Source organism: Achromobacter sp. 2789STDY5608621, assembly GCF_001299375.1.
GTDB classification, from domain to species: domain Bacteria; phylum Pseudomonadota; class Gammaproteobacteria; order Burkholderiales; family Burkholderiaceae_B; genus Achromobacter; species Achromobacter insuavis.
On the sequence record NZ_CYTU01000027.1, the window covers coordinates 60,105 to 83,863 of the forward strand.

General features: G+C 71.0%; 21 protein-coding genes. 2 read left to right on the forward strand and 19 right to left on the reverse strand.

Annotated elements, in window-relative coordinates; translation table 11 throughout:
• Positions 1-91 precede the first annotated feature (91 nt).
• Complete coding sequence (gene dsbG / locus AOZ53_RS22055; RefSeq protein ID WP_054489347.1) at positions 92-865, forward strand: thiol:disulfide interchange protein DsbG; 774 nt, start codon at positions 92-94, stop codon at positions 863-865.
• A 65-nt stretch (positions 866-930) separates the two neighbouring features.
• Here dsbG and AOZ53_RS22060 read toward each other — a convergent pair whose 3' ends face one another.
• The 9 genes from AOZ53_RS22060 to AOZ53_RS22100 all read right to left on the reverse strand — a co-directional run bounded on the left by AOZ53_RS22060 (position 931) and on the right by AOZ53_RS22100 (position 7,741).
• The gene (locus AOZ53_RS22060; RefSeq protein ID WP_054489348.1) at positions 931-1,698 is read right to left on the reverse strand and encodes an alpha/beta fold hydrolase; all 768 of its coding nucleotides are present in this window, start codon (positions 1,696-1,698) and stop codon (positions 931-933) included.
• 195 nt (positions 1,699-1,893) lie between these two features.
• A complete protein-coding gene (locus tag AOZ53_RS22065) occupies positions 1,894-2,646 on the reverse strand; it encodes an anti-sigma factor family protein (protein WP_231689726.1) in 753 nt (250 codons plus the stop codon).
• Between the two features lie 2 nt (positions 2,647-2,648).
• Entirely contained in the window at positions 2,649-3,167 is a 519-nt protein-coding gene (locus AOZ53_RS22070; protein WP_054428810.1) for a sigma-70 family RNA polymerase sigma factor, read from the reverse strand.
• Positions 3,168-3,305: 138 nt separating this feature from the next.
• Positions 3,306-3,782: a hypothetical protein gene (locus AOZ53_RS22075; protein WP_054428809.1), complete on the reverse strand. Its 477-nt coding sequence runs from the start codon at positions 3,780-3,782 to the stop codon at positions 3,306-3,308.
• A 98-nt stretch (positions 3,783-3,880) separates the two neighbouring features.
• Entirely contained in the window at positions 3,881-4,609 is a 729-nt protein-coding gene (arsH, locus tag AOZ53_RS22080) for an arsenical resistance protein ArsH (protein WP_054489350.1), read from the reverse strand.
• Between the two features lie 29 nt (positions 4,610-4,638).
• The gene (locus AOZ53_RS22085) at positions 4,639-5,811 is read right to left on the reverse strand and encodes an MFS transporter (RefSeq protein ID WP_054489352.1); all 1,173 of its coding nucleotides are present in this window, start codon (positions 5,809-5,811) and stop codon (positions 4,639-4,641) included.
• A gap of 3 nt (positions 5,812-5,814) precedes the next feature.
• Positions 5,815-6,894: an ACR3 family arsenite efflux transporter gene (gene arsB, locus AOZ53_RS22090; RefSeq protein WP_054489354.1), complete on the reverse strand. Its 1,080-nt coding sequence runs from the start codon at positions 6,892-6,894 to the stop codon at positions 5,815-5,817.
• Between the two features lie 4 nt (positions 6,895-6,898).
• Positions 6,899-7,399 carry an arsenate reductase ArsC gene (locus AOZ53_RS22095; RefSeq protein ID WP_054476369.1) on the reverse strand — a complete coding sequence of 167 codons (501 nt, stop codon included), beginning with the start codon at positions 7,397-7,399 and terminating at the stop codon, positions 6,899-6,901.
• 15 nt (positions 7,400-7,414) lie between these two features.
• Entirely contained in the window at positions 7,415-7,741 is a 327-nt protein-coding gene (locus AOZ53_RS22100; protein ID WP_054489358.1) for an ArsR/SmtB family transcription factor, read from the reverse strand.
• A gap of 416 nt (positions 7,742-8,157) precedes the next feature.
• Between AOZ53_RS22100 and AOZ53_RS22105 the strand changes: the two genes are divergently transcribed.
• Positions 8,158-9,783 carry an NRAMP family divalent metal transporter gene (locus AOZ53_RS22105; protein ID WP_054428803.1) on the forward strand — a complete coding sequence of 542 codons (1,626 nt, stop codon included), beginning with the start codon at positions 8,158-8,160 and terminating at the stop codon, positions 9,781-9,783.
• Here AOZ53_RS22105 and AOZ53_RS22110 read toward each other — a convergent pair.
• The 10 genes from AOZ53_RS22110 to AOZ53_RS22155 form a co-directional block, all read right to left on the reverse strand.
• Positions 9,761-10,915, reverse strand: coding sequence for an acyltransferase family protein (locus AOZ53_RS22110; protein WP_082385735.1), 1,155 nt, complete (start codon positions 10,913-10,915; stop codon positions 9,761-9,763). The two genes, AOZ53_RS22105 and AOZ53_RS22110, sit on opposite strands and share 23 nt — an antisense overlap.
• 13 nt (positions 10,916-10,928) lie before the next feature.
• A complete protein-coding gene (blaOXA, locus tag AOZ53_RS22115; protein ID WP_054476513.1) occupies positions 10,929-11,756 on the reverse strand; it encodes an OXA-364 family class D beta-lactamase in 828 nt (275 codons plus the stop codon).
• Between the two features lie 38 nt (positions 11,757-11,794).
• The gene (locus AOZ53_RS22120; RefSeq protein WP_054489360.1) at positions 11,795-13,498 is read right to left on the reverse strand and encodes a M56 family metallopeptidase; all 1,704 of its coding nucleotides are present in this window, start codon (positions 13,496-13,498) and stop codon (positions 11,795-11,797) included.
• Complete coding sequence (locus AOZ53_RS22125) at positions 13,495-13,884, reverse strand: BlaI/MecI/CopY family transcriptional regulator (RefSeq protein ID WP_054489362.1); 390 nt, start codon at positions 13,882-13,884, stop codon at positions 13,495-13,497. Before AOZ53_RS22125 ends, AOZ53_RS22120 begins: the two co-directional genes overlap by 4 nt.
• 121 nt (positions 13,885-14,005) lie before the next feature.
• Positions 14,006-14,890 carry an ABC transporter permease gene (locus AOZ53_RS22130; protein ID WP_054428799.1) on the reverse strand — a complete coding sequence of 295 codons (885 nt, stop codon included), beginning with the start codon at positions 14,888-14,890 and terminating at the stop codon, positions 14,006-14,008.
• A gap of 22 nt (positions 14,891-14,912) precedes the next feature.
• Positions 14,913-15,896 (reverse strand): ABC transporter permease, encoded by a 984-nt coding sequence (locus AOZ53_RS22135; RefSeq protein WP_054489364.1) that lies wholly within the window; start codon positions 15,894-15,896, stop codon positions 14,913-14,915.
• Positions 15,893-17,479, reverse strand: coding sequence for an ABC transporter substrate-binding protein (locus AOZ53_RS22140; protein ID WP_054428797.1), 1,587 nt, complete (start codon positions 17,477-17,479; stop codon positions 15,893-15,895). The genes AOZ53_RS22135 and AOZ53_RS22140 overlap by 4 nt, the downstream gene beginning before the upstream one ends.
• A gap of 70 nt (positions 17,480-17,549) precedes the next feature.
• Positions 17,550-19,253 carry a hydantoinase B/oxoprolinase family protein gene (locus tag AOZ53_RS22145; protein ID WP_054489366.1) on the reverse strand — a complete coding sequence of 568 codons (1,704 nt, stop codon included), beginning with the start codon at positions 19,251-19,253 and terminating at the stop codon, positions 17,550-17,552.
• The gene (locus AOZ53_RS22150) at positions 19,250-21,391 is read right to left on the reverse strand and encodes a hydantoinase/oxoprolinase family protein (protein WP_054489368.1); all 2,142 of its coding nucleotides are present in this window, start codon (positions 21,389-21,391) and stop codon (positions 19,250-19,252) included. Before AOZ53_RS22150 ends, AOZ53_RS22145 begins: the two co-directional genes overlap by 4 nt.
• Before the next feature lie 170 nt (positions 21,392-21,561).
• Positions 21,562-23,640: a DUF8189 domain-containing protein gene (locus AOZ53_RS22155; RefSeq protein WP_054489371.1), complete on the reverse strand. Its 2,079-nt coding sequence runs from the start codon at positions 23,638-23,640 to the stop codon at positions 21,562-21,564.
• Positions 23,641-23,759: the final 119 nt, after the last annotated feature.

Genomic DNA, 23,759 nt, shown 5'->3' on the forward strand with positions numbered 1-23,759 from the left:
TGAAATGACAGTGCTGTGGGTATCATGCAACCCTCAGGCGCTGACGGCGGCCACGCCCGTCGCCCCATTTCCGCAGAGACCAGGAGTACCCATGATTCGATTGCACGCGCCCAGCCGCTTCCTTTTTGCCGTCGCCGCCTTGCTGGCGGCCACCGGCAGCCACGCCCAGGGCCCGGACCGGCCCGCCGTGCTCAAGGCGCTGGAGGCGCGCGGGCTGCGCGTCGTGGAAGAGTTCAAGGTCGGCGGCGACCTGCGCGCGTTCGCCGGCGTGGCGGGCGACCAGCCGGTGGCGATCTACGTCACCCGCGACGGCAACGCCATCGTCGGCGCCCGCCTGGACGCCGAAGGCAAGCCGCTCGACGAAGCCAAGCTGGAAGCGCTGGTCAGCAAGCCGATGGGCGACCAGGCCTGGGCGCAGCTCGAGAAATCGACCTGGGTGCTCGACGGCAAGAAGGATGCGCCGCGCATCATCTACACCTTCAGCGACGCCAACTGCCCCTATTGCCACAAGTTCTGGGAAGCGGCGCGGCCGTGGGTCGATTCCGGCAAGGTGCAGTTGCGCCACGTGCTGGTGGGCGTGATCCGTCAGGACAGCCCGGCCAAGGCCGCGGCCATCCTCGGCGCCGCCGATCCGTCGGCGGCCCTGCTGGAGAACGAGCACAAGTTCAACGCCGGCGGCATCACCCCGGCCAAGAGCGTGCCCGACAACATCGGCAAGATGCTCGACGACAACCAGGCCTTGATGGTGTCGCTGGGCTTTCGCGGCACGCCCGGCATCGTCGTGCGCGACGACGCCGGGGCGATCAAGAAGTACAACGGCATGCCGCAGGCCGCCAAGCTGGCCGAGGTGTTCGGGCCGCGTTGACGCGGCCCGTTCGGCGTCGTGATCGCCGCGGGGCGGTCCGGCGCAAGGCGGCCGGACCTGTCGGTTCAGCCCTTGCGGCCGGCGGCCTGCAGGATCAGATCGGTGATCTCGTCGGGATGCGACAGCAGCGACAGGTGGCCCGACGCCAGTTCGATGGTGTGGGCGTTCATGCGCTTGGCCAAAAAGCGTTCCAGCTCGGGCGAGGTGGTGCGGTCGTTGGTCGAGACCGCGTACCACGTCGGTTTGTGGCGCCAGGCGGCCTCGGTGGTGCGCGAGGCGAACAACGTGTCCGAGATGCGGCCCTGTTCGGCGTACAGCACGCGCGCCTGGACCGGGTCGAGGTCGCCGGCGAAATCATGCAGGAAGGCCTGTTCGTTCAATTGCGCGTAGCCGCCCGACTTGACCAGCCCGGCGCTGGCGGGCGGGGTGGGGAACCTGGCGGCCAGCGCGGCGTAGTCTTCGCCGGCGTCGGGCGCGCGCGCCGCCACGTACACCAGCCCGGCCACCTTGGGATCATTGCCCGCCTGGCTGATCACGGTGCCGGCCCACGAGTGACCCACCAGGATCGTCGGGCCGTCCTGCAGCGCCAGGGCGCGTTGCGTGGCGGCGGCATCGTCGGCCAGCGAGGTCAGCGGATTCTGCACCGACGTCACGTGCAGGCCGGCCTTCTGCAGGCGCTCGATCACGGCCGACCAGCTCGAGCCGTCGGCATAGGCGCCGTGCACTAGCACGACATTGCGGATGGGGGCGGCCTCGGCGGCCGACGCGGTGTGGGCGAGGCCGGCGCCGGCCAGGGCGAGCGCGGCGGCGATGAGGGAATGCTTGATCTTCATGGGATATCCTTCGGTTCTCGGTCGATAAGAGGCATGCAGGCCTGGGGCGTCCGGCGCGATGTCGCCGGCGTCTGCCTGTCCGCCGTAAGACGAACGGGCCTCGGGCTTATTCCCGGGACATGAAAGAAAAAGCCGCCCGGTTCGGGGCGGCTGGCGCGTGGGTCTTTTGCGGCGGTCCGGCCTGGTTCGGCTGGCTCAGGCGTCCGGCGCCACCGCCTGCTGCACCGCGCGCGCGGCGGGCGTATCGCTCGGGCTGACCACGCCGTAGAAGTAGCGCCCCTGTTTCCAGTACTGCGCCGTCAGGTCGCCGTCGCGCCGCTTGCCGTCGCCGAAATTGACCACGCCGCCGGGCGGGCGCACGTAGTACAGCACCGACTCGCCCGCCGGGTTCTGGTATAGCACCATCGCCGCCGGCCCGTACTCCGAGGACATCAGGCGTCCGCCCACCGGCTGGAAGCCGAAGGCGTTGAAGTCGGGCAACGGCGCCGGCTGCACGAAGTGCCGGTTCAGCCAGGCCTGCAATTCGGCCGGCTGGCTGGAACGGAAGTCGACCATCGAGGGCGCCGCGTCCGAGGCGAACATGCGGTAGGCCTGCACCGCGTCGGCCATCGGCAGGTAGCTGGCGCGGATGGCGGCGTCGCGCATCTGCCAGCCACCCACGCTGCCCAGCCCCAGCGTCAGCACCAGCGAGGCCGCCAGCGCCATGGCGCGGCGCCGGCGCGCCGCCTGGGCCAGGCGGATCTGCGTCGGGTCGAGCCGCGGCGGCGGCGCGAAGCGGCCCAGGTCGGCGTGCTGGCGGCGCAGGCCGTCGGTCTGCTGGCGGATCGCGTCGACCTCGCGGGCGGCGTCGGGGTGGTCGGCCAGATAGCGCTCGACCTCGCGGCGGCGCTCGGCATCGAGTTGGCCGTCGGCGTAGGCATGCAGTTCTTGATCGCTGGGAGTCGGCATGGTCATTTCATCAATCGCAGGGCAGGCTTGGCGGCCACATGGCCTTCCGTGATCTCGCGCAGCGCCTTGCGCGCCCGCGACAGCCGGGACATTACCGTACCGATGGGGATATCGAGCACGTCGGCGGCCTCCTGGTAGCCCAGGCCCTCCACCGACACCAGCAGCAACAGGCTCTGCTGGTCGGCCGACAGGCGCGCCAGGTCGCCCAGCGCGGCGCGGGCCAGGGCCACGTCCTCGGCGGACGGCGCCACCGGCTCGGGCGCGCCGCTGAAGAAGTCGAGGATGCGGGCGTAACGCTTGCCGCGCCGCTGGCCGTCCAGGAAGCACCGGTACAGGATCGAGAACAGCCAGGCGCGCAGGTCGCCGTCGGCGCGGCGGCCGCCGGCCCGCGACAGCGCGCGCTCCATGCACGACTGCACCAGGTCGTCGGCGTTGGCCACGTCGTGGGTCAGCGACAGCGCGAAGCGGCGCAGCCGCGGCAGCACCTCGCGCAGATCATCGTCGGTAAAGCCGCCAGTCATGGGGAAACAAGCCTTTCACGGGTCCAGGGTTGCCGTAAGACGACTGACGGTCGGGATTATTCCCGGCCTTGGCGTGAATATTACATTTGGGCGGCGGCCGCGGGAACGCGGGGCGCGTTCATCTCGGTCGGGGACGGTTCAATAGCGTCCCGCTGGCAAGACGTCGTCGAGATACGCCGCCGCATCGGGGCGGGCCGTCAGCATGTGCCGGATCCAGGCATTGCGCTCATGGCCGGTCACCGCCAGTTCCCACACGCAGGCCAGCGCCGGCGCGGTGACCGGGGTGAAGACATCGGGCCGGGCCAGGGGCGCCGACAGCATGCGCTGGCAGACGATGCCGCCGGTGATCCACCAGTCCACCAGCAGCCAGACGGCTTCCTGGCCCACGTGCACCATGCAGAAGCCGAGGCCATGGCTGCGCGCGTCCTGCGCGTGGTCGGCCAGCGTCGCGCCAACCGCGGCCCGCGCGGCGGCGGCGACCGCCTCCGTGAGCAGCGGCGCCGGATGCGCCGGCGCGTGGTGGATGCCATACGCCTTGATGGCATGGCCGGCCAGGCGCCAGGCGCCAAGCGGTTCGATGCGGCGGGGCAGGTAGGGTTCGGGCGGGTGCGGCATGGAAGGAGGCGGCCGGCTGGAAAGGTGCCGTCATTCTATGCGGTCCGCCGTGACGGATCCCACGGCCAGCCGCGCCACGGCGGCATCGGCCCGGCGCGTCAGATCGCCGCCTGCCTCATCCGCGCCGACAACGCCTGCGCGCTTTCCTTGCGCTCGCTGTAGCGGTCCGTCAGATAGGGCGAGGCGTCGCGCGTGAGCAGGGTGAACTTCATCAGCTCCTCGACCACGTCGACGATGCGGTCGTAGTACGGCGACGGTTTCATGCGGCCGGCGTCGTCGAATTCCTGGTAGGCCCTGGCCACCGACGACTGGTTGGGGATGGTCAGCATGCGCATCCAGCGGCCCAGGATGCGCATCTGGTTCACCGCGTTGAAGGACTGCGAGCCGCCGGAGACCTGCATGACGGCGAGCGTCTTGCCCTGGGTCGGCCGTACGGCGCCGACCGACAGCGGAATCCAGTCGATCTGCGTTTTCATCAGGCCGGTCATGGCGCCATGGCGCTCGGGCGAGCTCCAGACCATGCCCTCGGCCCATTGGACCAGCGCATGCAGCTCGCGCACCTTGGGGTGGTCTTCGCTGCCGGCGTCATCGACCAGCGGCAGCCCGGCGGGGTCGAACAGCCGGGTCTCGCCGCCCAGCGCGCGCAGCAGCCGCGCGGCCTCCTCGGCGGTCAGGCGGCTGTACGAGCGCTCGCGCAACGAGCCGTACAGCAGCAGGAAGCGCGGCGCATGCGCGGCGCGTTCGGGCGACAACAGGCGCGTCCGGTCCGGCGCCTCGAACAGCGCGGCGTCGAGGTTGGGAAGATCGGAGGGCGACGTGGAATGCATGCAATGCCTCGTGATGCAGGATGGAAATCTCAGTGGGGATGGCGCGGCGCCCGCAGCGCCAGCAGCGCCGCCCAGGCGGCCACGCCGATCGCGCCGGACAGCCACAGCGCCCGCACGCCCCAGGCGTCTAGGGCCAGGCCGAAGGCGAACGGCGCCAGCGCCTGCGCGATGCGCGCCGGCATCATCAGCCAGCCCTGGCGCGCGCCGTAGCCTTGCGGGCCGAACAGCGCCAGCGGCAGGGTGCCCTTGGCGATGGTCAGGATGCCGTTGCCGGCGCCGTGCAGCAGCGTGAACGCGGGCGCGGCGATCGGACCGGCGGCCAGCAGTACCGCCACGCCGGCGGGGTGGGCCAGGGCCGCCAGGCGCGCCGACCGCAGCGGATGCACGCCGCGCAGCAGCCCGAATTCGAACAGGCGGCCGGCGACCTGGGCCGGGCCGATGAGCGCGCCCGCGGCCACTGCCGCGGTCAGGCCGACGCCGGCGTGCTCCAGCAGGCGCGGCAGGTGCGTGGCCATGGCGGTGCTGATGAACCAGGTGGCGGCGAAGACGAAGGCCAGCAAGGCGGTGGCGCGTCCCGCCTGGCGCGGCGACGTAGCGGCCTGCGCCGGCGGCGCCGCGTCGCGCTGGGCGGCGGCGGGCCGGACCGCGGCCTTGGGCAGCCAGGCATTCAGCGGCAGGCCGATCAGCAGGTGCAGCGCGGCCCAGCCGAAGCACGCGCCGCGCCAGCCGAGATGGCTGTCCATCCAGGCCGACAGGGGCCAGCCGACGGTGCTGGCGAAGCCGGCGATCAGGGTGATGCCGGTGATCGCGCCGCGCGCGTCATGGCCATACAGGCGCACCAGGCTGGCGAAGGCCGCTTCGTACAGGCCGGCCCCCATGGCCACGCCGAGCACCAGCCAGGCCGCGGTCATCGACCACACGCCCTGCGCCAGGCCGAGCAGGGCCAGGCCGCAGGCGAACAGCACGCTGGTCGCGGCCAGCACCACGCCGCCGTGGCGGTCGATCAGCCGGCCGGACCCGGGGCCCGTCAGCGCCGAGACCGTCATCGCGCCGGAGAAGGCCGCATAGACGGCGGCCGTCGGGATGCCGAGGTCGCGCGCCATGGGCGCGGCCAGCATGGCCGGCAGGTAATACGACGAGGCCCAGGCCAGGGTCTGGGCCGTGCCCAGCGCGCCGACCACGCGCAGCGCGGCGCCGGCCATGGCTCAGCGCCGTCCCGGGCCGGCGTCGTACCAGCCCTTGCTCTGGTTGACCACGCGCACCACCAGCAGCATCACCGGCACCTCGATCAGCACGCCCACCACCGTGGCCAGCGCCGCGCCGGACTGGAAGCCGAACAGGCTGATCGCGGCCGCCACGGCAAGCTCGAAGAAGTTGGACGCGCCGATCAAGGCCGACGGACCGGCGATCTCGTGGCGTTCGCCGACGCGGCGGTTGAGCCAGTACGCCAGGCCCGAATTGAACAGCACCTGGATCAGGATCGGCACCGCCAGCATGGCGATCACCAGCGGCTGGGCGAGGATGGCGCGGCCCTGGAAGGCGAACAGCAGCACCAGCGTCAGCAGCAGCGCCGCCATGGAGAACGGCGCGATCCGGGCCAGGGCCGCGTCGAAGGCGGCCTGGCCGCGCCGTTGCAGCGCGCGGCGCCACAGCTGCGCGAGAATGACCGGAATCACGATGTACAGCCCGACCGACACCAGCAGCGTGTCCCACGGCACGGTGATGGCCGACAGGCCCAGCAGCAGGCCGACGACGGGCGCGAAGGCGAACACCATGATGGTGTCGTTGAGCGCGACCTGCGACAGCGTGAACGTCGCGTCGCCGCCGGTCAGCCGGCTCCACACGAACACCATGGCGGTGCACGGCGCCGCGGCCAGCAGGATCAGGCCGGCGATGTAGCTGTCGAGCTGGTCGGCCGGCAGCCAGGGCGCGAACACCTGGCGGATGAACAGCCAGCCCAGCAGCGCCATCGAGAACGGCTTGACCGCCCAGTTGATGAACAGCGTCACGCCGATGCCGCGCCAGTGGCGGCGGACCTGGCCCATCGCGCCGAAGTCGACCTTGAGCAGCATCGGGATGATCATCACCCAGATCAGCAACCCCACCGGCAGGTTGACCTGGGCGACTTCGAGCCGGCCGATGGCCTGGAACAGGGACGGCATGAGCTGCCCCAGCGTGATGCCCAGCACGATGCAGAGCACGACCCAGAGCGTGAGATAGCGTTCGAAAACACTCAACCCCGCGGGCGGCCGCTGGGCGGGCGCCTGCTGTCTGGAGAGCGACATGGCTTTACTCCCGCGATGCGCCGATGCCGCGCAGCTCGGCCAGCAGCGACAGGGCGTCGAGCTTGTCCAGCGGCAGGGACAGGAACAGTTCGATGCGGCGCTTGAGCGTGCGCGCGGCGTCGTGGAAGGCCTTCAGGCGGCGGGCCTCGTCGCCGGTTTCGGCCGCGGGGTCGGGAACGCCCCAGTGCGCCGTGGCCGGATGGCCCGGCCAGACGGGGCAGGCTTCGCCGGCGGCGTTGTCGCAGACGGTGATGATGAAGTCCATCGCCGGCGCGCCCGGCCCGGCGAATTCGTCCCAGGGCTTGCTGCGGTAGCCGTCCGTCGGCAATGCATAGGCCTGCAGCGTGGCGAGCGCGAGCGGATGGACCTCGCCCTTGGGCGCGCTGCCGGCGGAGTAGGCGCGAAAGCGCTCCCCGCCCAGGCCCCTGAGCAGGCCTTCGGCCAGGATCGAGCGGGCGGAATTGCCGGTGCAGAGAAACAGCACGTTGAAGGGAACGGATGACATGGGGATAACTCCTGGTCAGCAGGTGGTGCAGGCGTCGGGATCGGTGACGTCGCAGGGGGCGCCCTGGCAGCAGTGTTCGGTGAGATAGCCAAGCAGGCCGTTCATGCGCGAGTAGTCGGCGCGGTAGATCAGGTTGCGGCCCTGTTGTTCGACCGTGACCAGGCCGGCGTGCGCCAGCTCCTTCAGGTGGAACGACAGCGCATTGCGGGCGATGCCCAGCTGGTCCGCGAGAACGCTGGGGGTGAGGCCGGGCAGGCCGGCCACGACCAGCGCGCGGAAGGTGCGCAGGCGTTGGGCATGGGCGAGGGCGCCGAGGGCGGAGATGGCTTGGTCTTCATTCATGATTCGATAATACAACGATTATTGAATTATTGTGGATTTTTCTTTTATGGCAAAGGCTTGTGGCCGCGCGGCGACAGCTGTCATGCCGCGCGCGCCGGGCCTTGACCTTAGAGTCACTCCAAGGTTTTTAATCGCGCCAACTCAAGAGGAAGGAGGGATATGTCAGACCCCGACAGTAGCGACTTATCGATTTCGATGCCATGGCATGCGGAGACTTTCGGCATGGTGTCATCCGGGGCGTGGAATCCCTCCACGGTCCGCCGGCGTCGATGGACGCGCCGCGCGGCCGGGGCGGGCCCGTGATCGCCTGCGCGACGCAAAGGAGCCCACGGGTCTTCCTTCGGCGTGGCGGATGAACGTGTTCGCATGACCAGGCAATGGCTATGACTGGCAGTACATGATCAGGAACTGGATTCATGCAGAACAAAGTGAAAGACGCGGCCGTCCTGGACGACGCGCATATTGGCGATATCCGAGGCGCCTTCGGCACCATCAAGGAAGGCGATATTGAAAAACGCAGGAACTGGTGGCACCGGTTCCGGACCCTGCTGGCGATCCTGGGGCCTGGCCTCATCGTCATGGTGGGCGACAACGACGCCGGCGCGTTCAGCACCTATGCGCAGGCGGGCCAGAACTACGGCACCACCCTGCTGTGGACGCTGGCGCTGCTGGTGCCGGTGCTGTATGTGAACCAGGAGATGGTGCTGCGCCTGGGCGCGGTGACGGGCGTGGGCCATGCCCGCCTGATCCTGGAGCGGTTCGGCAAGTTCTGGGGCGCGTTCAGCGCCATCGATCTGTTCGTGTTGAACGCGTTGACGATCGTCACGGAATTCATCGGCATCTCGCTGGCCCTGGATTTCCTGGGGATACCGAAACTGCTCGGCGTGGTCTGCGCCGCGGCCCTCATCATGATCGCGGTCAGCACCGGCGATTTCCGCCGGTTCGAGCGGTTCTCGCTGGTGCTGGTGTTCGGCAGCCTGTTGCTGGTGCCGCTGTTGCTGATGGTGCATCCGCCCGTGGCGCAGATCGGCTTCGACTTCCTGGTGCCCGGGCTGCCGAAGGACGGCAAGCTCAGCGACGTGATGCTGCTCATCATCGGCATCGTCGGCACCACGGTGGCGCCGTGGCAATTGTTCTTCCAGCAGAGCTACGTCATCGACAAGCGCGTGACGCCGCGCTTCATCCGCTACGAGCGCGCCGACCTGTGGCTGGGCATCGTGCTGGTGGTGATCGGCGCGGTGGCGATCATCGCCGTCGCCGCCGCCACCTTCGCGGGCCGTCCCGAGTTCGGCAACTTCGAGGATGCCGGCGCGGTGGCCACCGCCATCGCCAACTATCACGGCCGGCTGCCCGGCATTCTGTTCGCGGTGACCTTGCTCGATGCCAGCCTGATCGGGGCGGCGGCCGTGTCGCTGTCGACGGCCTATGCGGTGGCCGACGTGCTGAGCCTGAAGCACTCGCTGCATCGCAAGCCGACCGACGCCAAGGCCTTCTACGCCATCTACGGCCTGCTGATCGCCGGCGCCGCGGCCCTGGTGCTGATCCCGGGCGTGCCGCTCGGGGTGCTGACCAACGCGGTGCAGACCCTGGCCGGCGTGCTGCTGCCGAGCGCCTCGGTGTTCCTGCTGCTGCTGTGCAATGACAAGGAAGTGCTGGGGCCGTGGGTCAACACGCGCTTCACCAACCTGTTCACCGGCGTGATCGTGTCGGTGCTGGTGATGCTGTCCATCATCCTCACCGCCGCCGTGATGTGGCCGGACATCTCCGGTCGCGCGATCACGATGGTGCTGGCCGGCGGCAGCGTGATCGGCGCCGGCGTGGTGTTCGCGTCCCAGCTCGTTGCGCGGGGCGCGGGCCGCAGCCAGGCGGCCAGCGTGCTGCGCCGCGGTGACCGCGATACCTGGCGCATGCCGCCGCTGCACCGTCTCAAGCCGCTCTCGCTGTCGTTCTCCAACCGCCTGTGGATGGGCGTGCTGCGGACCTATCTGGTGGTCGCGGTCGGCATGGTGATCTACAAGGTCATCGAGGTCGCCGCGGGCTGAGGTCGCCAGCCGGCTGGCGCGGGCCGGCCGGCGCGACGCCGAGCCATTGCCGCAGGCGCCGGTTCAGCGGCGTGGAGTAATGGCGCGACACCAGCGCGCCCAGCAGGCATGCGCCGCCGAAGTAGGCCAGCAGCAGCCCGAGCCGGGCGTCGCCCGATGCTTGCGCGGCGGGCAGCCAGGTGCGCAGCAGGCCCAGCACCAGCAGATGCAGCAGGTAGATCTCGTAGCAGTCGCGTCCGCAACGCATCAGCGCGCGCCGCGCCAGGCCGGGCGCGGCCGGCCCCGTCGCGGGCTGGCCCGGCAGCAGCAGGGCCGCGCCCAGCGCCATGGCGCTGGCGCCGAGGACGTTGCTCTGGCTGATCGGCCATGCCAGGTAGAGCAGCGCCATGGCGCTGCCGACGAGCGGGCGGATCCCGGGCCAGCGCGATGCCGGCCATGCGCGGCCGCGCGACAGCGCCGCGGCGACGCAGCCGATGGCGATGGCATCGAAGCAGGCCAGGTAGCCATACAGGTAGGCCTCGCTGTCTCCCTGGTGGGCCAGCCGGTAGAGCGGCCCGGCGATCACGAGCGCGGCGGCCAGCGGCGCCAGCCGCGCCTCGCGCCGCAGCAGCGCGCAGGCCAGCGGAAACAGCAGGTAGAAGGCCATCTCCACCGACAGCGACCACATCACGCCCAGCGCGTAGTTGATCCATCCTTCGCGGATGACCAGCACGTTCATCCAGGCGCCGAGCGCGGCGGCATTGGTGGTCCAGAGCGAGACCGCGCTGCCGGCCCGGTTGCCGAACAGCGGCAGGCCAGCGAGCGCCAGCGCGTCCACCGCCGCCAGCGTCAATGCCAGCGTCGGCAGCAGCCGCGCCACGCGCAGCCGCCAGAACGGCGCCGGCCGGATGGCGTCCAGGCGGCCCCAGCGCTCCAGCGCGTTGCGGGTGATGAGAAACCCCGAGATAACGAAGAAGATCGTCACGCCGTAATTGCCGTTGCGCGCCAGCGCCAGCGGCAGCGGCCAGCCGGGCAGCCCGGCCAGCGCCGTGTCGCGCAGCGGATAGGCGATGTTGAAATGATGCAGCAGCACCAGCAGGATCGACAGGCCGCGCAGCATGTCGATGGCGTCATCGCGGGGGGCGGCGTTCATGCTCGGCGCCGGCCTACTGGCGGGGCGCGTCGGCCATGGCCGGCCAGTCGCGCATCAGGTCATCGCGGGCGCGCAGGCCGGCGTTGGGCCTGGTGGCCTTCTCGTCCTGCAGCAGGCGGGCGAACACCAGCTGGCGGCCGTCCTTGCGCGCCCAGCCGACGAACCAGCCGTAGGCGTTGTCCGGTGTGTAGACGCCGTTGCTGCCCGGCGAGCCGGTGCCGGTCTTGCCATACAGGCGCCAGCCGCCGGCCTCGCCGACGTCGAACAGCGTCTCGGCCAGATCGTAGGCCGCGGGCTTGAGCGGCAATTGCCGGTTGACCAGCTTGCGCAGGAACGCCAGTTGCTCCAGCGGCGAAATGCGCAGCGACGAGTTGATCCACGCGCCATCCAGGCCGTTGTGCTTGCCGGGCTCGCCCGAGACGTCCTCGTTGCCGTACTGGAAGGCCGAGGCGTAGCGCTGGAAGCGCTCCTGCCCCAGCGCCCTGGCGGTCAGCTGCGAATACCAGACCACCGAATACTTGATCCAGCGCGCCGGGTCCGTCGGCTGGCGCCAGGCGTCGCCGCCCCAGTCGGGGTAGCCCGGCTGGTAGTTCCAGACCGGCGCGTGCGGGCCTTGCAGGATGCCCGCGTCCACGCCCATCAGCGCGATCGGCAGCTTGAAGGTCGAGGCCGGCGTGTAGCGCTCGGCGCAGGCCGCCTGCGTGCCTTGCTGGAACACGATGCGGCCGTCGGCGGCGTCGGCCACCACGGTGCACAAAACCGCGGCGCGGGCGGGGGCGCCCGCCAGCGCGGACAGGGAAAGGGCTGCGCCCAGGGCGCACGAAAAACGTCGAACGGTCATGATCGATGAAGCGTGGTGGGGAAAAACGGAAAGTGCGTTCAGGCGCGGTCGGCGCGGCCGTTGAGCAGGACCAGCGTCAGGTCGCGGTCGTCGATGTGGATGCGCATGGCCAGGCAGCGTCCGGCCTCGGTCGAGGCGCCGGTCTTGGACAGGCGGATGTCCCAGCCCTGCGCGCCGACCAGCGGATTGGTGTTGCGATAGCGCAGCGAGCCGCCGGCGGCGGCCACCGTCTCGGCGGGCGTGGTGGTGTCGCGCGCGATCTGCGGATACGCGGCGGCCGCGCTGACGATGCGGCCGACGTCGGCGGCGCTGGCGCGATTGGCGGACGACAGGCCGGTCGGCTCTTCCAGCGTGGTGTGTTCCAGATGCAGCGCCGCGGTCTTGCGCCGCAGGGCCTGGGCGAAGGCCGCCTCGCCGCCCGGATAGGTGCGGGCCAGGGCGTGGGCGGCGCGGTTGTCCGAGGCCATCAACGCCAGCTTGAGCAACGTGTCCAGCGTCACGCTGGCGCCCACCGGCAGCGGCGAGGCGGCGCCCGCGGCGGTGGCGCGCGCGTCGCGCTCATCGATGCGGATGGCGCGCGACAGGTCCGGCGCGGTGTCCAGCACCACCATGGCGGTCATCAGCTTGGTCAGCGAGGCGATCGGCACGGCGTCGTTCTCGGCGCGGCCGAGCAGCGTCGCGCCCGAACGGGTGTCCAGCACCAGCACGTGGGAGGCGCCGCTGGCCGCGATCAGCGCCTGGACCGCGGGCAGGCGCGCCATGAGGCGTTGCGCCTGCTGCGCGGACAGCGGCTGCGCCGGCCCCGTCGTCAGCGCCGACCAGGCGCCGAAGCCGGCCAGCGCGCACGACATGGCCAGCACGGGCAGGGCCACCGCGCGGCGGGCGGCGAGCGTGTCGGGACGCACCAGGCGGCGGATGCGGTCGAGCAGGTCGCCGTCGCGCGCGGCGGGCGCCACCGGCGCCGGCGCATCGTTGGCGCGTTCCAGCGCGTGCAGGGCGCGCGCCAGCGGCATGGGGCCGCCGATCAGGGCCGCGGCCATCTGGTCGGCAATGCGCTCGCGCTCGATCCGCAGGCGGCGCGACAGCCACCAGATCGACGGATGGAAGAACAGCAGCACCTCGGCCGCGTGCTGCAGCAGGTTGACCAGGTAATCGTGGCGCCGCACGTGGGCCAGCTCATGCGCCAGCAGCGCGGCCAGCAGGTCCGCCGGCATGCCGGTGACGAGCGAGGCCGGCACCAGGATCACCGGCTTGAGCCAGCCGGCGGTGACCGGCGTGGACAGGTGGCGCGCCACGCGCAGGCCGACCGTGCGCGACAGCCGCAGGCGGTGCGCCATGTCCGCCACGCGCGCCTGCCAGGCGGGATCTTGCCAGGGCTGGCTGGCGCGCAGCACGCCGCGCAACCAGGCCAGTCCGAACAGCAGCCGCAGCGCCGCCAGCGCGCAGCCGGCCAGCCAGGCCAGCGCCAGCCACAGCGGCCAGACCGTGGCGGCCGCTTCCGTCGCGGCCGCGGCGGGCAGCGGGGGCGGCAGGCCGCGCCAGGCGAGCGCCACGTCGGTCACGCCCAGGCCCACGCCGGCGAACAACGCCGCGCCCAGCAGCGCGTAGCGCAGCCGGGCATCGTCGGGGCGCGTCAGCGCCAGCAGCGCCAGCGTGGCGGCGTGCAGGCACAGGATCTTCCAGGCCAGCGCCGGCAGGCTGCCGCCCAGGGTCCAGGCCGTGGCCAGCAGAAAGTCGGTCACAGCTTGTCGTCGCGCAGCAGGGCTTCGATTTCCGCGCGGTCCTTCCTGCTGACATGGCCTTCGCGCAGGGCGGCCAGCACCAGCGCCTTGCCGGAGCCGGCGAAGGCCTTGCCGATCAGGTCCTTGATCAGGCCGCCCTGGGTCGCCTTCTGGCTCTGGGCGGCGGCGTAGACGTGCGAGCGTTCGCTTTCGTCGCGCGTCAGCAGGCCCTTGCCGTGCATGATCTGCATCAGCCGCAGCACGTTGGCGTAGGTCAGGCTGTCGCGCCCGGCCGCCATCGCGGCGTGGACCTGCTTGACGGTGGCGGGGCCGGTTTCCCAGAGCGCCTGCAACACGTCGAGTTCGGCGCTGGTGGGCTTGGCGGTGGCGGAAGGGGAGGCGGTCATGAAGCGGGGAAGTCGACAAAAGGCCGATCTAGAATAAATGTTCTAGAAAAGTTTGTCTACTTCCGTTTCTTCCGCCCCTTTCGCCGCCGACGCGCCGCCGCCGCGCCGGGCCGACGAGGCCTCAGCGCGACAGTCGCGGATTGAAGGCGTCGTTCAGGGCATCGCCCAGCAGGTTCAGCGACAGCACCGTCAGGATGATGGACACGCCCGGCAGCGCCGCCAGGTACCAGGCGGTGCGCAGCATCTCGCGGGCGTCGCCGATCATGCTGCCCCACGACACCGCATTGGGATCGCCCATGTTCATGAACGACAGCGCCGATTCCATCAGGATGGCGTTGGCCACCAGCACCGACGTCGTCACGATCACCGGTGGCAGGGCATTGGGCAGGATCTCCAGCAGGGCGATGCGGGCGTGGCTGAAGCCCAGGCTGCGGGCCGCCTGCACGAACTCGGATTCGCGCAGGGTGCGGAATTCGGCCCGCACCAGCCGCGCCACCACCGGCCAGGAGGCCACGCCGATCGACAGCGCGATCACCGTCACCGAGGGCCGCGCGATCGCCACGATGACCACCACCAGCAAGAAGGCCGGAATGGTCTGCAGCAGCTCGGTCACGCGCATCAACACCACGTCGACCCAGCCGCCGAAGTAGCCGGCCGCCGCGCCGATGGCGATGCCGATCACCAGGCTCAGCAGCGCCGCGGTGACGCCCACGGTCAGCGACACCCGCGCGCCATGCGCCAGGCCGGCGGCCACGTCGCGGCCCATGGTGTCGGTGCCCAGCCAGAATTCGTGGTCCTGCCCCGGCCACAGGATGGGCGGCCCCACCATGTCGAGCGGGTCGTGCGGAAACACCCACGGCGCGGTGAGCGCGGCCAGCAGGATCAGGAGCAGCAGCAGCGCGCCGGCCACGGCGGCCGGGTTGGCCAGCAGGCGGCCCAGCGCGCCGCGGCGCAGCCGGGGCAGGGGGGCGGCCGGCGCCGGCGCGGAAGCGGATTGAACGGTCATCGTGAATCGGGAAATGAAGGGGTCAGCGCACGCGGATGCGCGGGTCGAGCAGGGTCTGCAGCAGGTCGACGATGATGTTGGCCAGGATCACCAGCAGTGACGACAGCACCAGGATGCCCAGCAGCACCACGTAGTCGCGCGCCATCACGGACTCGTAGGCCAGCCGGCCCAGGCCGGGCCAGCTGAACACGGTCTCCACCACCACCGCGCCGCCCAGCAGCGTGCCGACGTTCAGGCCGGCCACGGTGGTGACGGGAATCAGCGCGTTGCGCAGCACGTGGCGCAGCGCCACGGCGCGCGGCGTCAGGCCCTTGGCGTGGGCGGTGCGCACGAAGTCCTGGCGGTTCACCTCCAGCATCGAGGCGCGCGTCAGGCGGGCGAAGATGGCGACGTAGAAGCCGGTCAGCGCCAGCGTCGGCAGCACCAGGTGGCGCGCCACGTCGAGCGCGTAGGCCCAGCCGGTGGCGCCCGAGCCGATGGTGGACACGCCGCCGGGCGGCAGCCAGCCCAGCTTCACCGACAGCAGGATGATGGCCATCAGCCCGAGCCAGAAGCCGGGCGTGGAATACAGCAGCAGCGCCGCCAGCGACAGCACGCGGTCGAGCCAGCGGCCGGCGAAGCTGGCCATGACCGCGCCCAGCGCGATGCCGGCCGCCAGCGCACAGGCCAGCGCGCTGCCCATCAGCAGCACCGTGTTGCCCAGCCGGCTGAAGATCAGCTCGGACACCGGCAGGTTGTAGCGCGGCGACACGCCCAGGTTGAGCGTGGCCAGGTCGCGCAGGTAGGCGCCCAGCTGCTGCAGCACCGGCTGGTCCAGCCCGAAGTGGCTGCGCAGCGCCGCCACGCTGGCCTCGGTGGCCGAGCCGGACTCCGCCGCGATCACGTCGGCGGCGTCGCCCGGCACCGCCTGCAGCAGGAAGAAGCTCAGCAGCACCACGCCGATGACGGTGGGGATGGCCTGCAGCAGCGAGCGGCCCAGCACCCGCAGGGAACGATGCGCCGTCATGGCTGCAGATAGACGTCGGCCAGGTTGGACTCGACGCCGTCGGCCGTCAGCGAGTGGTCATGCACGCGCTGGTTGGCGATGGTGATGAACTCCGGCTGGTACAGGTTCAGGTCGGGCACCTCGCGCGCCACGATCTGCTGGAACTCCTTGAACAGCTGCACGCGGCGGGCCGGATCGTTCTCGACCGCGGCGGCTTCCAGCAACTGGTCCACCTTCGGGTTCTGGTAGTGCGTGCCGTTGGAGAACGGCACGCCCTTGATGAAGTTCTTCGACCAGTACAGCCGCTGCACGCCGACGGTGGGGTCGAACAGGTTGCTGGCGCCGTTGGTGGTGAAGGCGAAGTCGCGGTCGGTGTAGACGCGCTTGATGAAGGCCGAGGCGTCCTGCGCCCGCACCGTCACCGCGACGCCGACGCGCGCCAGCGTGGTGCGCAGGTAGTCGGCCAGGCGCGGGCCGTCGGCGCCGATCGGGTTGTAGTCCAGCGTCACGCGAAAGCGCACGCCGTCGGCGCCCTTGGGATAGCCGGCCTCGTCCAGCAGCGCGTTGGCGCGCTTCAGGTCGAAGGGGTAGGGCGTGGGCGTCGGGTCGTTGTAGGTCTTCAGGCCCGGCGCGATGGGCGAATACGCCACCTGGCCGACGCCGTAGTTCACCACCTTCAGGATGACGTTGCGGTCGATGGCGTGGGCCACCGCCTGGCGCACCTTCTCGTTCTTGAAGTGCGGATCGTCCAGGTTGAATTCCAGGCGCGTGACGTTGTAGGAGTAGCTGTTGCCCTTGGTCTCGAAGCGCAGCGACGGCACGGCCTTGAGACGCGCCAGGTCGGCCAGCGGCACGGGCGTGCGGTAGCCCAGGTCGACCGTGCCGGTCTCGAAGGCGATGGCGGCCGCCGCCGGGTCGGCGACGATGCGCACGATCAGGCGGTCGATGTAGGGCTTGGGCTTGTCCCAGTAGTCCGGGTTGCGCTCGTAGACGATGTGGCTGCCGCGCACCCATTCCTTGAACTTGTACGGGCCGGTGCCGATCGGCGCCGAGGTGGCCGGGTTGGTCAGCGGATCGGTGCCTTCGTAGATGTGCTTGGGGATGATCGGCGTTTCGGTCGCGACGAAGGCGCGGATCAGGTAGGGCGCCGGCTTGGACAGGCGCAGCACCACGGTGTGGTCGTCGGGCGTCTCGATGGCGGTGACGTTGGCGAAGGTGTTGCGGCCGCGCGGGTGGATCTTCTTGAGCAGCTCGATGGAGAAGGCCACGTCCGCCGCCGTGAACGGCTTGCCGTCGTGCCACTTGACGCCCTGGCGCAGCGTGAAGGTGTACACGGTGCCGTCGGGGCTGATGTTCCAGGCGGTGGCCAGCTGCGGCTCGGGGTTCAGGTCGTAGTCGTACTTGAGCAGGCCTTCGGTGACCTTGGCGCTGACGCTCAGGATCGGCGTGGCGACGTTGCCCACGGTGACCAGCGCGGTGGGTTCGGACGGCAGCAGCAGCGTCAGCGTGCCGCCGCGGGTGGGTTCCGCATGGGTGTACGGGCTGGCGGCCAGCAGCAGGCCGGCAAGGGTCAGGCTGAGAAAGGAACGGCGGGTTGGCTTCATGATCGTCGCGAAAACAGGGGATGAGATGGGCCCCGGGACGCGCCCGGGGCGATCCAGGAAAAGGGAGCGGTCAGGCGGGCGCGCCGTCGTGCTGGTAGGCGCTGCCGGCCTGCTCCACGCTGACCAGGCCGTAGCGCACGTCGCGCTCGACGCGCGCGGCGTCGCGGCGGGCCGGGTCGCCCAGTCCGCCGCCGCCCGGGGTGTGCACCACCAGGCGTTCGCCGGCCGGCACCAGCTGGCGGCCCTTCGCGCGCAGGCCCGTGCCGGAGGCCAGCCCCAGCGCGCCGCCGGCGCCCGCTTGCCCGCCGAGCGCGCCGCGGGCCGGATGCACCACGCGATCGAAGGCGGCGGCGATGATCATGGCCGCGTGCGGATCGGCGTGGCGCACCACGATGGTCTGGCCCAGGCCGCCGCGCACCGTGCCCGGCCCGCCGGAATCGGCGCGGTATTCCTTCTGTTCGAACACCAGCGGATTGGCGCTTTCCAGGATCTCCAGCGACACGTTGCGCACGCCGCTGGGATACGAGGTGACGGACAGCCCGTCCTTGCCGGGGCGCGCGCCGGTGCCGCCGGTGGAAAAACTGACCGCGTTGAAGCGCGGGCCGGCCAGCAGCGCCTGTTGTTCCTCCTGCGTGGCGCCGGCCAGCGGTTCGCCGCCGACCAGGTGCAGGTTCCACAGCGACGAGGCGCCCTCGGCCGGCACCTGGTCGGGCCGCGCCTGGCGCAGCGCGCCGAACACGGCGTCGGGCAGCAGCTGGCCGATGATGTGGCGCGCCGTCACGGCGGCCGGGAAGCGGGCGTTCAGGATCGAGCCTTCGGGCGCCGCCACCTCCACCAGCGACAGCGAGCCGGCGTTGTTGGGCACGTCGGCGCCGATCAGGCAGCGGATGCCGAACGAGGTGTAGGCGTCGGTATAGGCCTTGACCACGTTGATGCCGCGCGCCACGCTGGGCGAGGTGCCGTCGAAGTCCACCAGGATCTTGCCATCGCCCACCGTCACGCTGGCCTGCAGCGTGATCGGCGCGTCGTAGCCGTCGATCACCAGCGTGTTGTGCCAGGTGCCCTGCGGCCATTCGGCGATGGCCTGGCGCATGGCCTGCGCCGACTGCTCGATGACGTAGCCGCCCAGCGATTCCAGGTCGGCCAGCTGGAACTCGGTCAGCAGCGACTTCAGGCGGCGGCCGCCGATGTCGTTGCAGGCCACCAGCGCGTACAGGTCGCCCTCGACCTGCTCCGGCTCACGCACGTTGGCGCGGATGATGGCCAGCACGCCGGGGTCCACCTGGTGCTGGTGGAAGAAGCGCAGGATCGGCAGGAACAGGCCTTCGTGATAGACCTCCAGGCCGTCGGCGCTGCTGCCGATGCCGCCGATGTCGATCACGTGCAGGGTCGAGGCGAACAGCGCCACCAGCGCGCCGTCGTGGAACACCGGCGAGACCATGGTCATGTCGAACAGGTGGCCGGTGCCCTTCCATGGGTCGTTGGTCAGCAGCACGTCGCCGTCCTTCAGGGTCTCCGGCGGAAACACCTTGAGGAAGTGCTTGACCGATTCGGCCATGGCGTTGACGTGGCCGGGCGTGCCGGTGACGGCCTGGGCGATCATGCGGCCGTCGGGCAGGAAAACGCCGGCCGACAGATCGCCGGCCTCGCGCGTGGCGGTGCCGAAGGCCGAGCGGATCAGCACCTGGGCCTGTTCCTCGACCACCGACAGCAGCCGGTTCCAGGCCAGCTGGAAGCGGATGCGTTGCTGGGGCGTGTGTTGCGGGGTGCTCATGCGGGGTCCTTTGCGGCGCGCGCGGCGGCCGCCTTGATGTCATCGAGCACCAGCGAGCCGAGCCGGCTGCGCCGTGCCTCGAAGCCCGCGGGCACGAAAGTGGTGGTCTCGTCTTCCACGACCAGGGCGGGGCCGCTCAGTGTCTGCTCGGCGTCGAGCGCCTGGCGTTCGTAGGTCGGCACCTCGATCCAGTCGTTGCGCTCGAAGTCATACAGCCGGCGCGTGCCGGCCTGGCGCGCGGCGGTGCCCGGGCCGCTGGCGATGTGGTCCTGGGGCCGCGCGCGGCGCTCGCCGGCCTGGGCGGCGACCGACCAGCTGACGGCCTCGGGCGCCACGTGCGGCAGGCTGCGGCCATACAGCTGGGCGTAGCGTTCGGCGAAGGCGGCGCCCAGCCGCGCGCTGGCGGCGGCGTCGAAGGGGCCGTCCGGCAAGTCCACGGCAATCTCGTGGCCCTGGCCGCTGTAGCGCATGAACACCACGCGCTTGTGATGCAGCGGCGCGTCGGGCGCGGCGCGCCGCACCACCGTGTCGACCCCCGCGGTCAGTTCGTCCAGCAGGCGCTGCACCGCGGCATGGTCGATGTCGGCCAGCCGCTGGTGGAAGCTGCGCACCGCCTGGTAGGCGATCGGCGCCCACAGGAAGCCGACCGCCGAACCGACGCCCGCCGATTCCGGGATGATGACGCGGCCGATGCCGAGCTTGCGCGCCAGTCCGGCGGCATGCAGCGGCGCGGCGCCGCCGAAGGCGATCAGCGTGTGCTCCTCGGCCGCCTTGCCCAACTCGGAGGCGTGCACGCGGGCGGCGTTGGCCATGTTCTCGCTGACCACTTCGATGATGGCCTGGGCGGCCTGTGGCGCCTCCAGCCCGGCCTGGCCGGCCAGGTGCGTCTCGATGGCCTGGCGCGCGCGCTCGGGTTGCAGGCTGACCTTGCCGACCGCGAAGCGCTCGGGCGTGACGGTGCCGATCAGCGCGTGGGCGTCGGTCACGGTGGGCAGCTCGCCGCCATTGCCGTAGGCGGCGGGGCCGGGCGAGGAGCCGGCGCTGTCCGGGCCGACCTGCACTACGCCCAGGTGGTTGACGCGCGCGATCGAGCCGCCGCCGGCGCCGATCTCCACCATCTCGATCACCGGGATGCGGATCGGCAGGCCCGAGCCTTTCAAGTGGCGGTGCACGCGGCCGAATTCGAAGCTGCGGCTGACCTGTGGCTCGAAGTCGTCGATGTAGCAGATCTTGGCGGTGGTGCCGCCCATGTCGAACGACAGCGCGCGCGCCGCGCCCGTCTGTTCGGCGATGTGCTGGGCCAGGATGGCGCCGCCCGCGGGGCCCGATTCCACCAGCCGCACCGGTTCGTCGATGCCGGTCTGCAGGGTGGCGATGGCGCCGCCCGAGGTCATCAGGAACGGTTCGTCGCGCAGCCCGCGCTGGCGCGCCGCGTCGTTCAGCCGGCGCAGGTAGCCGGACACCTGCGGCTGCACATAGGCGTTGGCGCTGACCGTGGACAGGCGCGGATATTCGCGGATCTCGGCGCAGACGTCGGAAGACAGCGACACCCACAGCTGCGGCGCGTGCGCCTTGAGCAGCTCGCGGATGCGGCGCTCGTGGCCGGGGTGGGCATAGCTGTGCAGCAGGCACACCGCCACGCTCTCGATGCCGGCGCGGGTCAGTTCGCCGGCCAGCGCGACCACCTGGGCCTCGTCCAGCGGCGTCAGCACCTGGCCGTGCGCATCGACGCGCTCGGTGACGCCGAAGCGCCAGGGCCTCGGCACCAGCGGTTCGGGCTTGTCCAGGAAGATGTCGTACTGCGCGAAGCGGTCTTCCAGGCCGATCTCGACCAGGTCGCGGAAACCCGCGGTCGTCAGCAGCGCGGTGCGGGCGCCCTTGCGCTCGATCAGCGCGTTGGTGGCCAGCGTGGTGCCCAGGATCAGCAGGTCGACCCGCGGCCACGCCAGGCCGGCCTGGCCGAGCAGCTCTTCGATGCCTTGCAGCACGGCGGTTTCGGGCGCGTCGGGCGTGGTCAGCAGCTTGGCCGACCAGCGTCGCGGTTCCTGTTCGAGGACGATATCGGTGAACGTGCCGCCGACGTCGACGGCAACGCGCACCGGCGCCGTCGAGGCGGACTCAGAGGGGGAGTGGGGCATGAGGGCAGGGAAGGAAAAACCCTGATCCTAAGCAGTCACGGCAGCCGCCAGAAGGACGTTTTTCGCATGTCGATATGCGGATTCCGCGTTAGCCGGCCGCCAGCCCGCGCGGCCGGGTGTCCCGCCGGTCGCCCATCGCCGGGCGGACTACCGTGCCGGCAATCCGCCCTTCATTGCGTGCGGGTCGGTGTGGCGGCGCGCGAGGCCTGCGTGGGCATCGCTTCCTGTGTCAGGGTGCCGGGTTCGGTGGCGGAGGGCCGCACCACGACCGCGTTCTGGGCGTCGTTGGCGCCCAGCTTGGGCAGGTCGGCGGGCCGCGCGGCCAGGGTCGCGAACGGGCCGCCGCCGGTGGCGGGCATGCCGTCCAGGGTCAGGCTGGCGGCCCAGACGCCGTCGCGGCGCGACAGCACCTGGTAGCGCTGGGGCCCGCCCGCCATGCGCGCGACGACGTACAAGGTGCCGTCGATGAGGTGGATGGCCGGCGGCGAGGCGGCCTCGGCGTCGAGCCTGGCCGGCTTGCCGTGTTCCACTAGCCAGAGCGGTCCGTCAGCGCGTTCCAGGATCGCCACGATCACGTTGCCCTGCGCATCGGCGTCGATGGCGGGGCGGCCGATGTAGGGCACGCCCAGGTCGGTCGGCGCGCTCCATTCCATGTCCAGGTCGGTGGTGTCGCCGGCTTCTTCCAGCCGCGTCAGGTGATTGTTGGCGCGCTGGCGGAAATAGAGTTCGACGCGGTGCTCGTGGTTGCGGATCGCGGCCAGTCCGCCGGCGGCCTGGGGCGCCTGCACGCGGCGCCAGGAGTGCCACTCGGGGCGCTGGCCCTTGCGCGCCGGCAACTGGCGCGTGTAGAACAGCTGGCCGCCGCCGGCCGACGCGAAGACGATGTAGCGGCCGTCATCGCCGCGCACGACCGCGGGCGCGCCGGTGGCGCCGTCCAGCGGCGGCAGGCTTTGCCACGGGGCCCAGCTGCCGTCGATGCCGGTCGGCGCGATCCAGTGCAGCAGGCCGTCGTAGCCGAGCGCCACGGCGGCGGCTTCGCCGCGCGGCGCCACGGCCGGAATCTGGCTGACGCGCACGCCGGCCAGGGCCTGCCAGCCCTGCCAGGTGCCATCGTGGCGCTGCTTGTTGGCCCACACGCCGCCCAGCGGATCGCGCGCCATCAGGCCGGCGGTGCCGTCGGCGTGGCCGAATGTCACCAGCGGGCCACCGGTGCGGCCGCCCAGGCTCTGCCAGCGGCGCTGGCCGGAGTCCCAGCGGTTGGCGGCGGCGTTGGTCTCGCCGGCGGCGAACACCACCAGGCCGTTGCGTCCGTCCGGATAGATCTGCGGCGGCATGTCCTGGCGCGAGACGTAGTAGGCGCGTTGCACCCAGGCGGCCGCGGGACCGGCCGGCTCCTTGCAGCCGGTGGGGCCGGCGCAATAGTGGTAGTCGTTCCAGGCATAGTGCTGGAAGATCATCGATTTGCTGGCGATCTCGTTATCGGCGAGGTTGCTGGCGCGTTCCTGGCTGGGGTAGTCGATGTAGCCGATCTCGGCGTAGTTGCCGGGCGCGCGCAGCATGGCGGCGCGGACCAGCCGCGCGCTGGCGATATGGTCAGGGTGCCCGTGGCCGGCGCAGCGCCAGCACAGCTGCGTGTAGGGCACGCTGATGGTGTCGTCCAGGTGCCGCACCGTGGTCGGCTGGTACTGGCGGATCAGCTCGGCCAGGGTGTCGATCAGCTGTTCGCGCGAGTAGACCTCCGGATACGGCCCCAACGTGTCCACCGTCTGTCCCGGTTCCGACTCGGTGCGGCTCAGCGGCGTGAGGCTGCCCCAGCCCTTGCCCAGCCACGGGTCTTTCAGGCGCAGGTGCCACAGCTGCACGCGCGGGTTGCCGGACAGGGTGAAACGCGCGATCTGCCGTTGCCCCGCATGGCCCGCGCTTTCCTTCCACAGGTCGGGCTGGCGCGCCATGTAGGCATAGGCCGCGCGCACGCCGCGCTCCCGGCCCAGCATGTAGGTGTCGCCCTCGCCGGCATCGCTGGCGGTCAGGTAGATCACCCGCACGCAGCCGCCGGCGGCGACGTTGGACGCGATGTCCGGGTTCATGAACAGCAGGTCGTCATCCAGGTGGGCGACGACGGCCAGATCCTTGATGCCGTTGCATTGCGCCAGGGTGGGCGGGGCGGCAAACGCGGCGGAGCAGGCCAGGCAGGCGAGCAGCAGCGCCTGGCCGAGGCGGGAGAGCAAGGTCGTGAGGATCCGCGTCAAGGGGCGCTGCTCCTGTGGGCAAGGGCAAGAATCTGCCGTTGCGGGCATCTTAACAAGTCCGGTCCGCGGGATCACGCGGCGGGAATTTGCTAATCGCCGATCTGTCGTTAGCCGCTGTC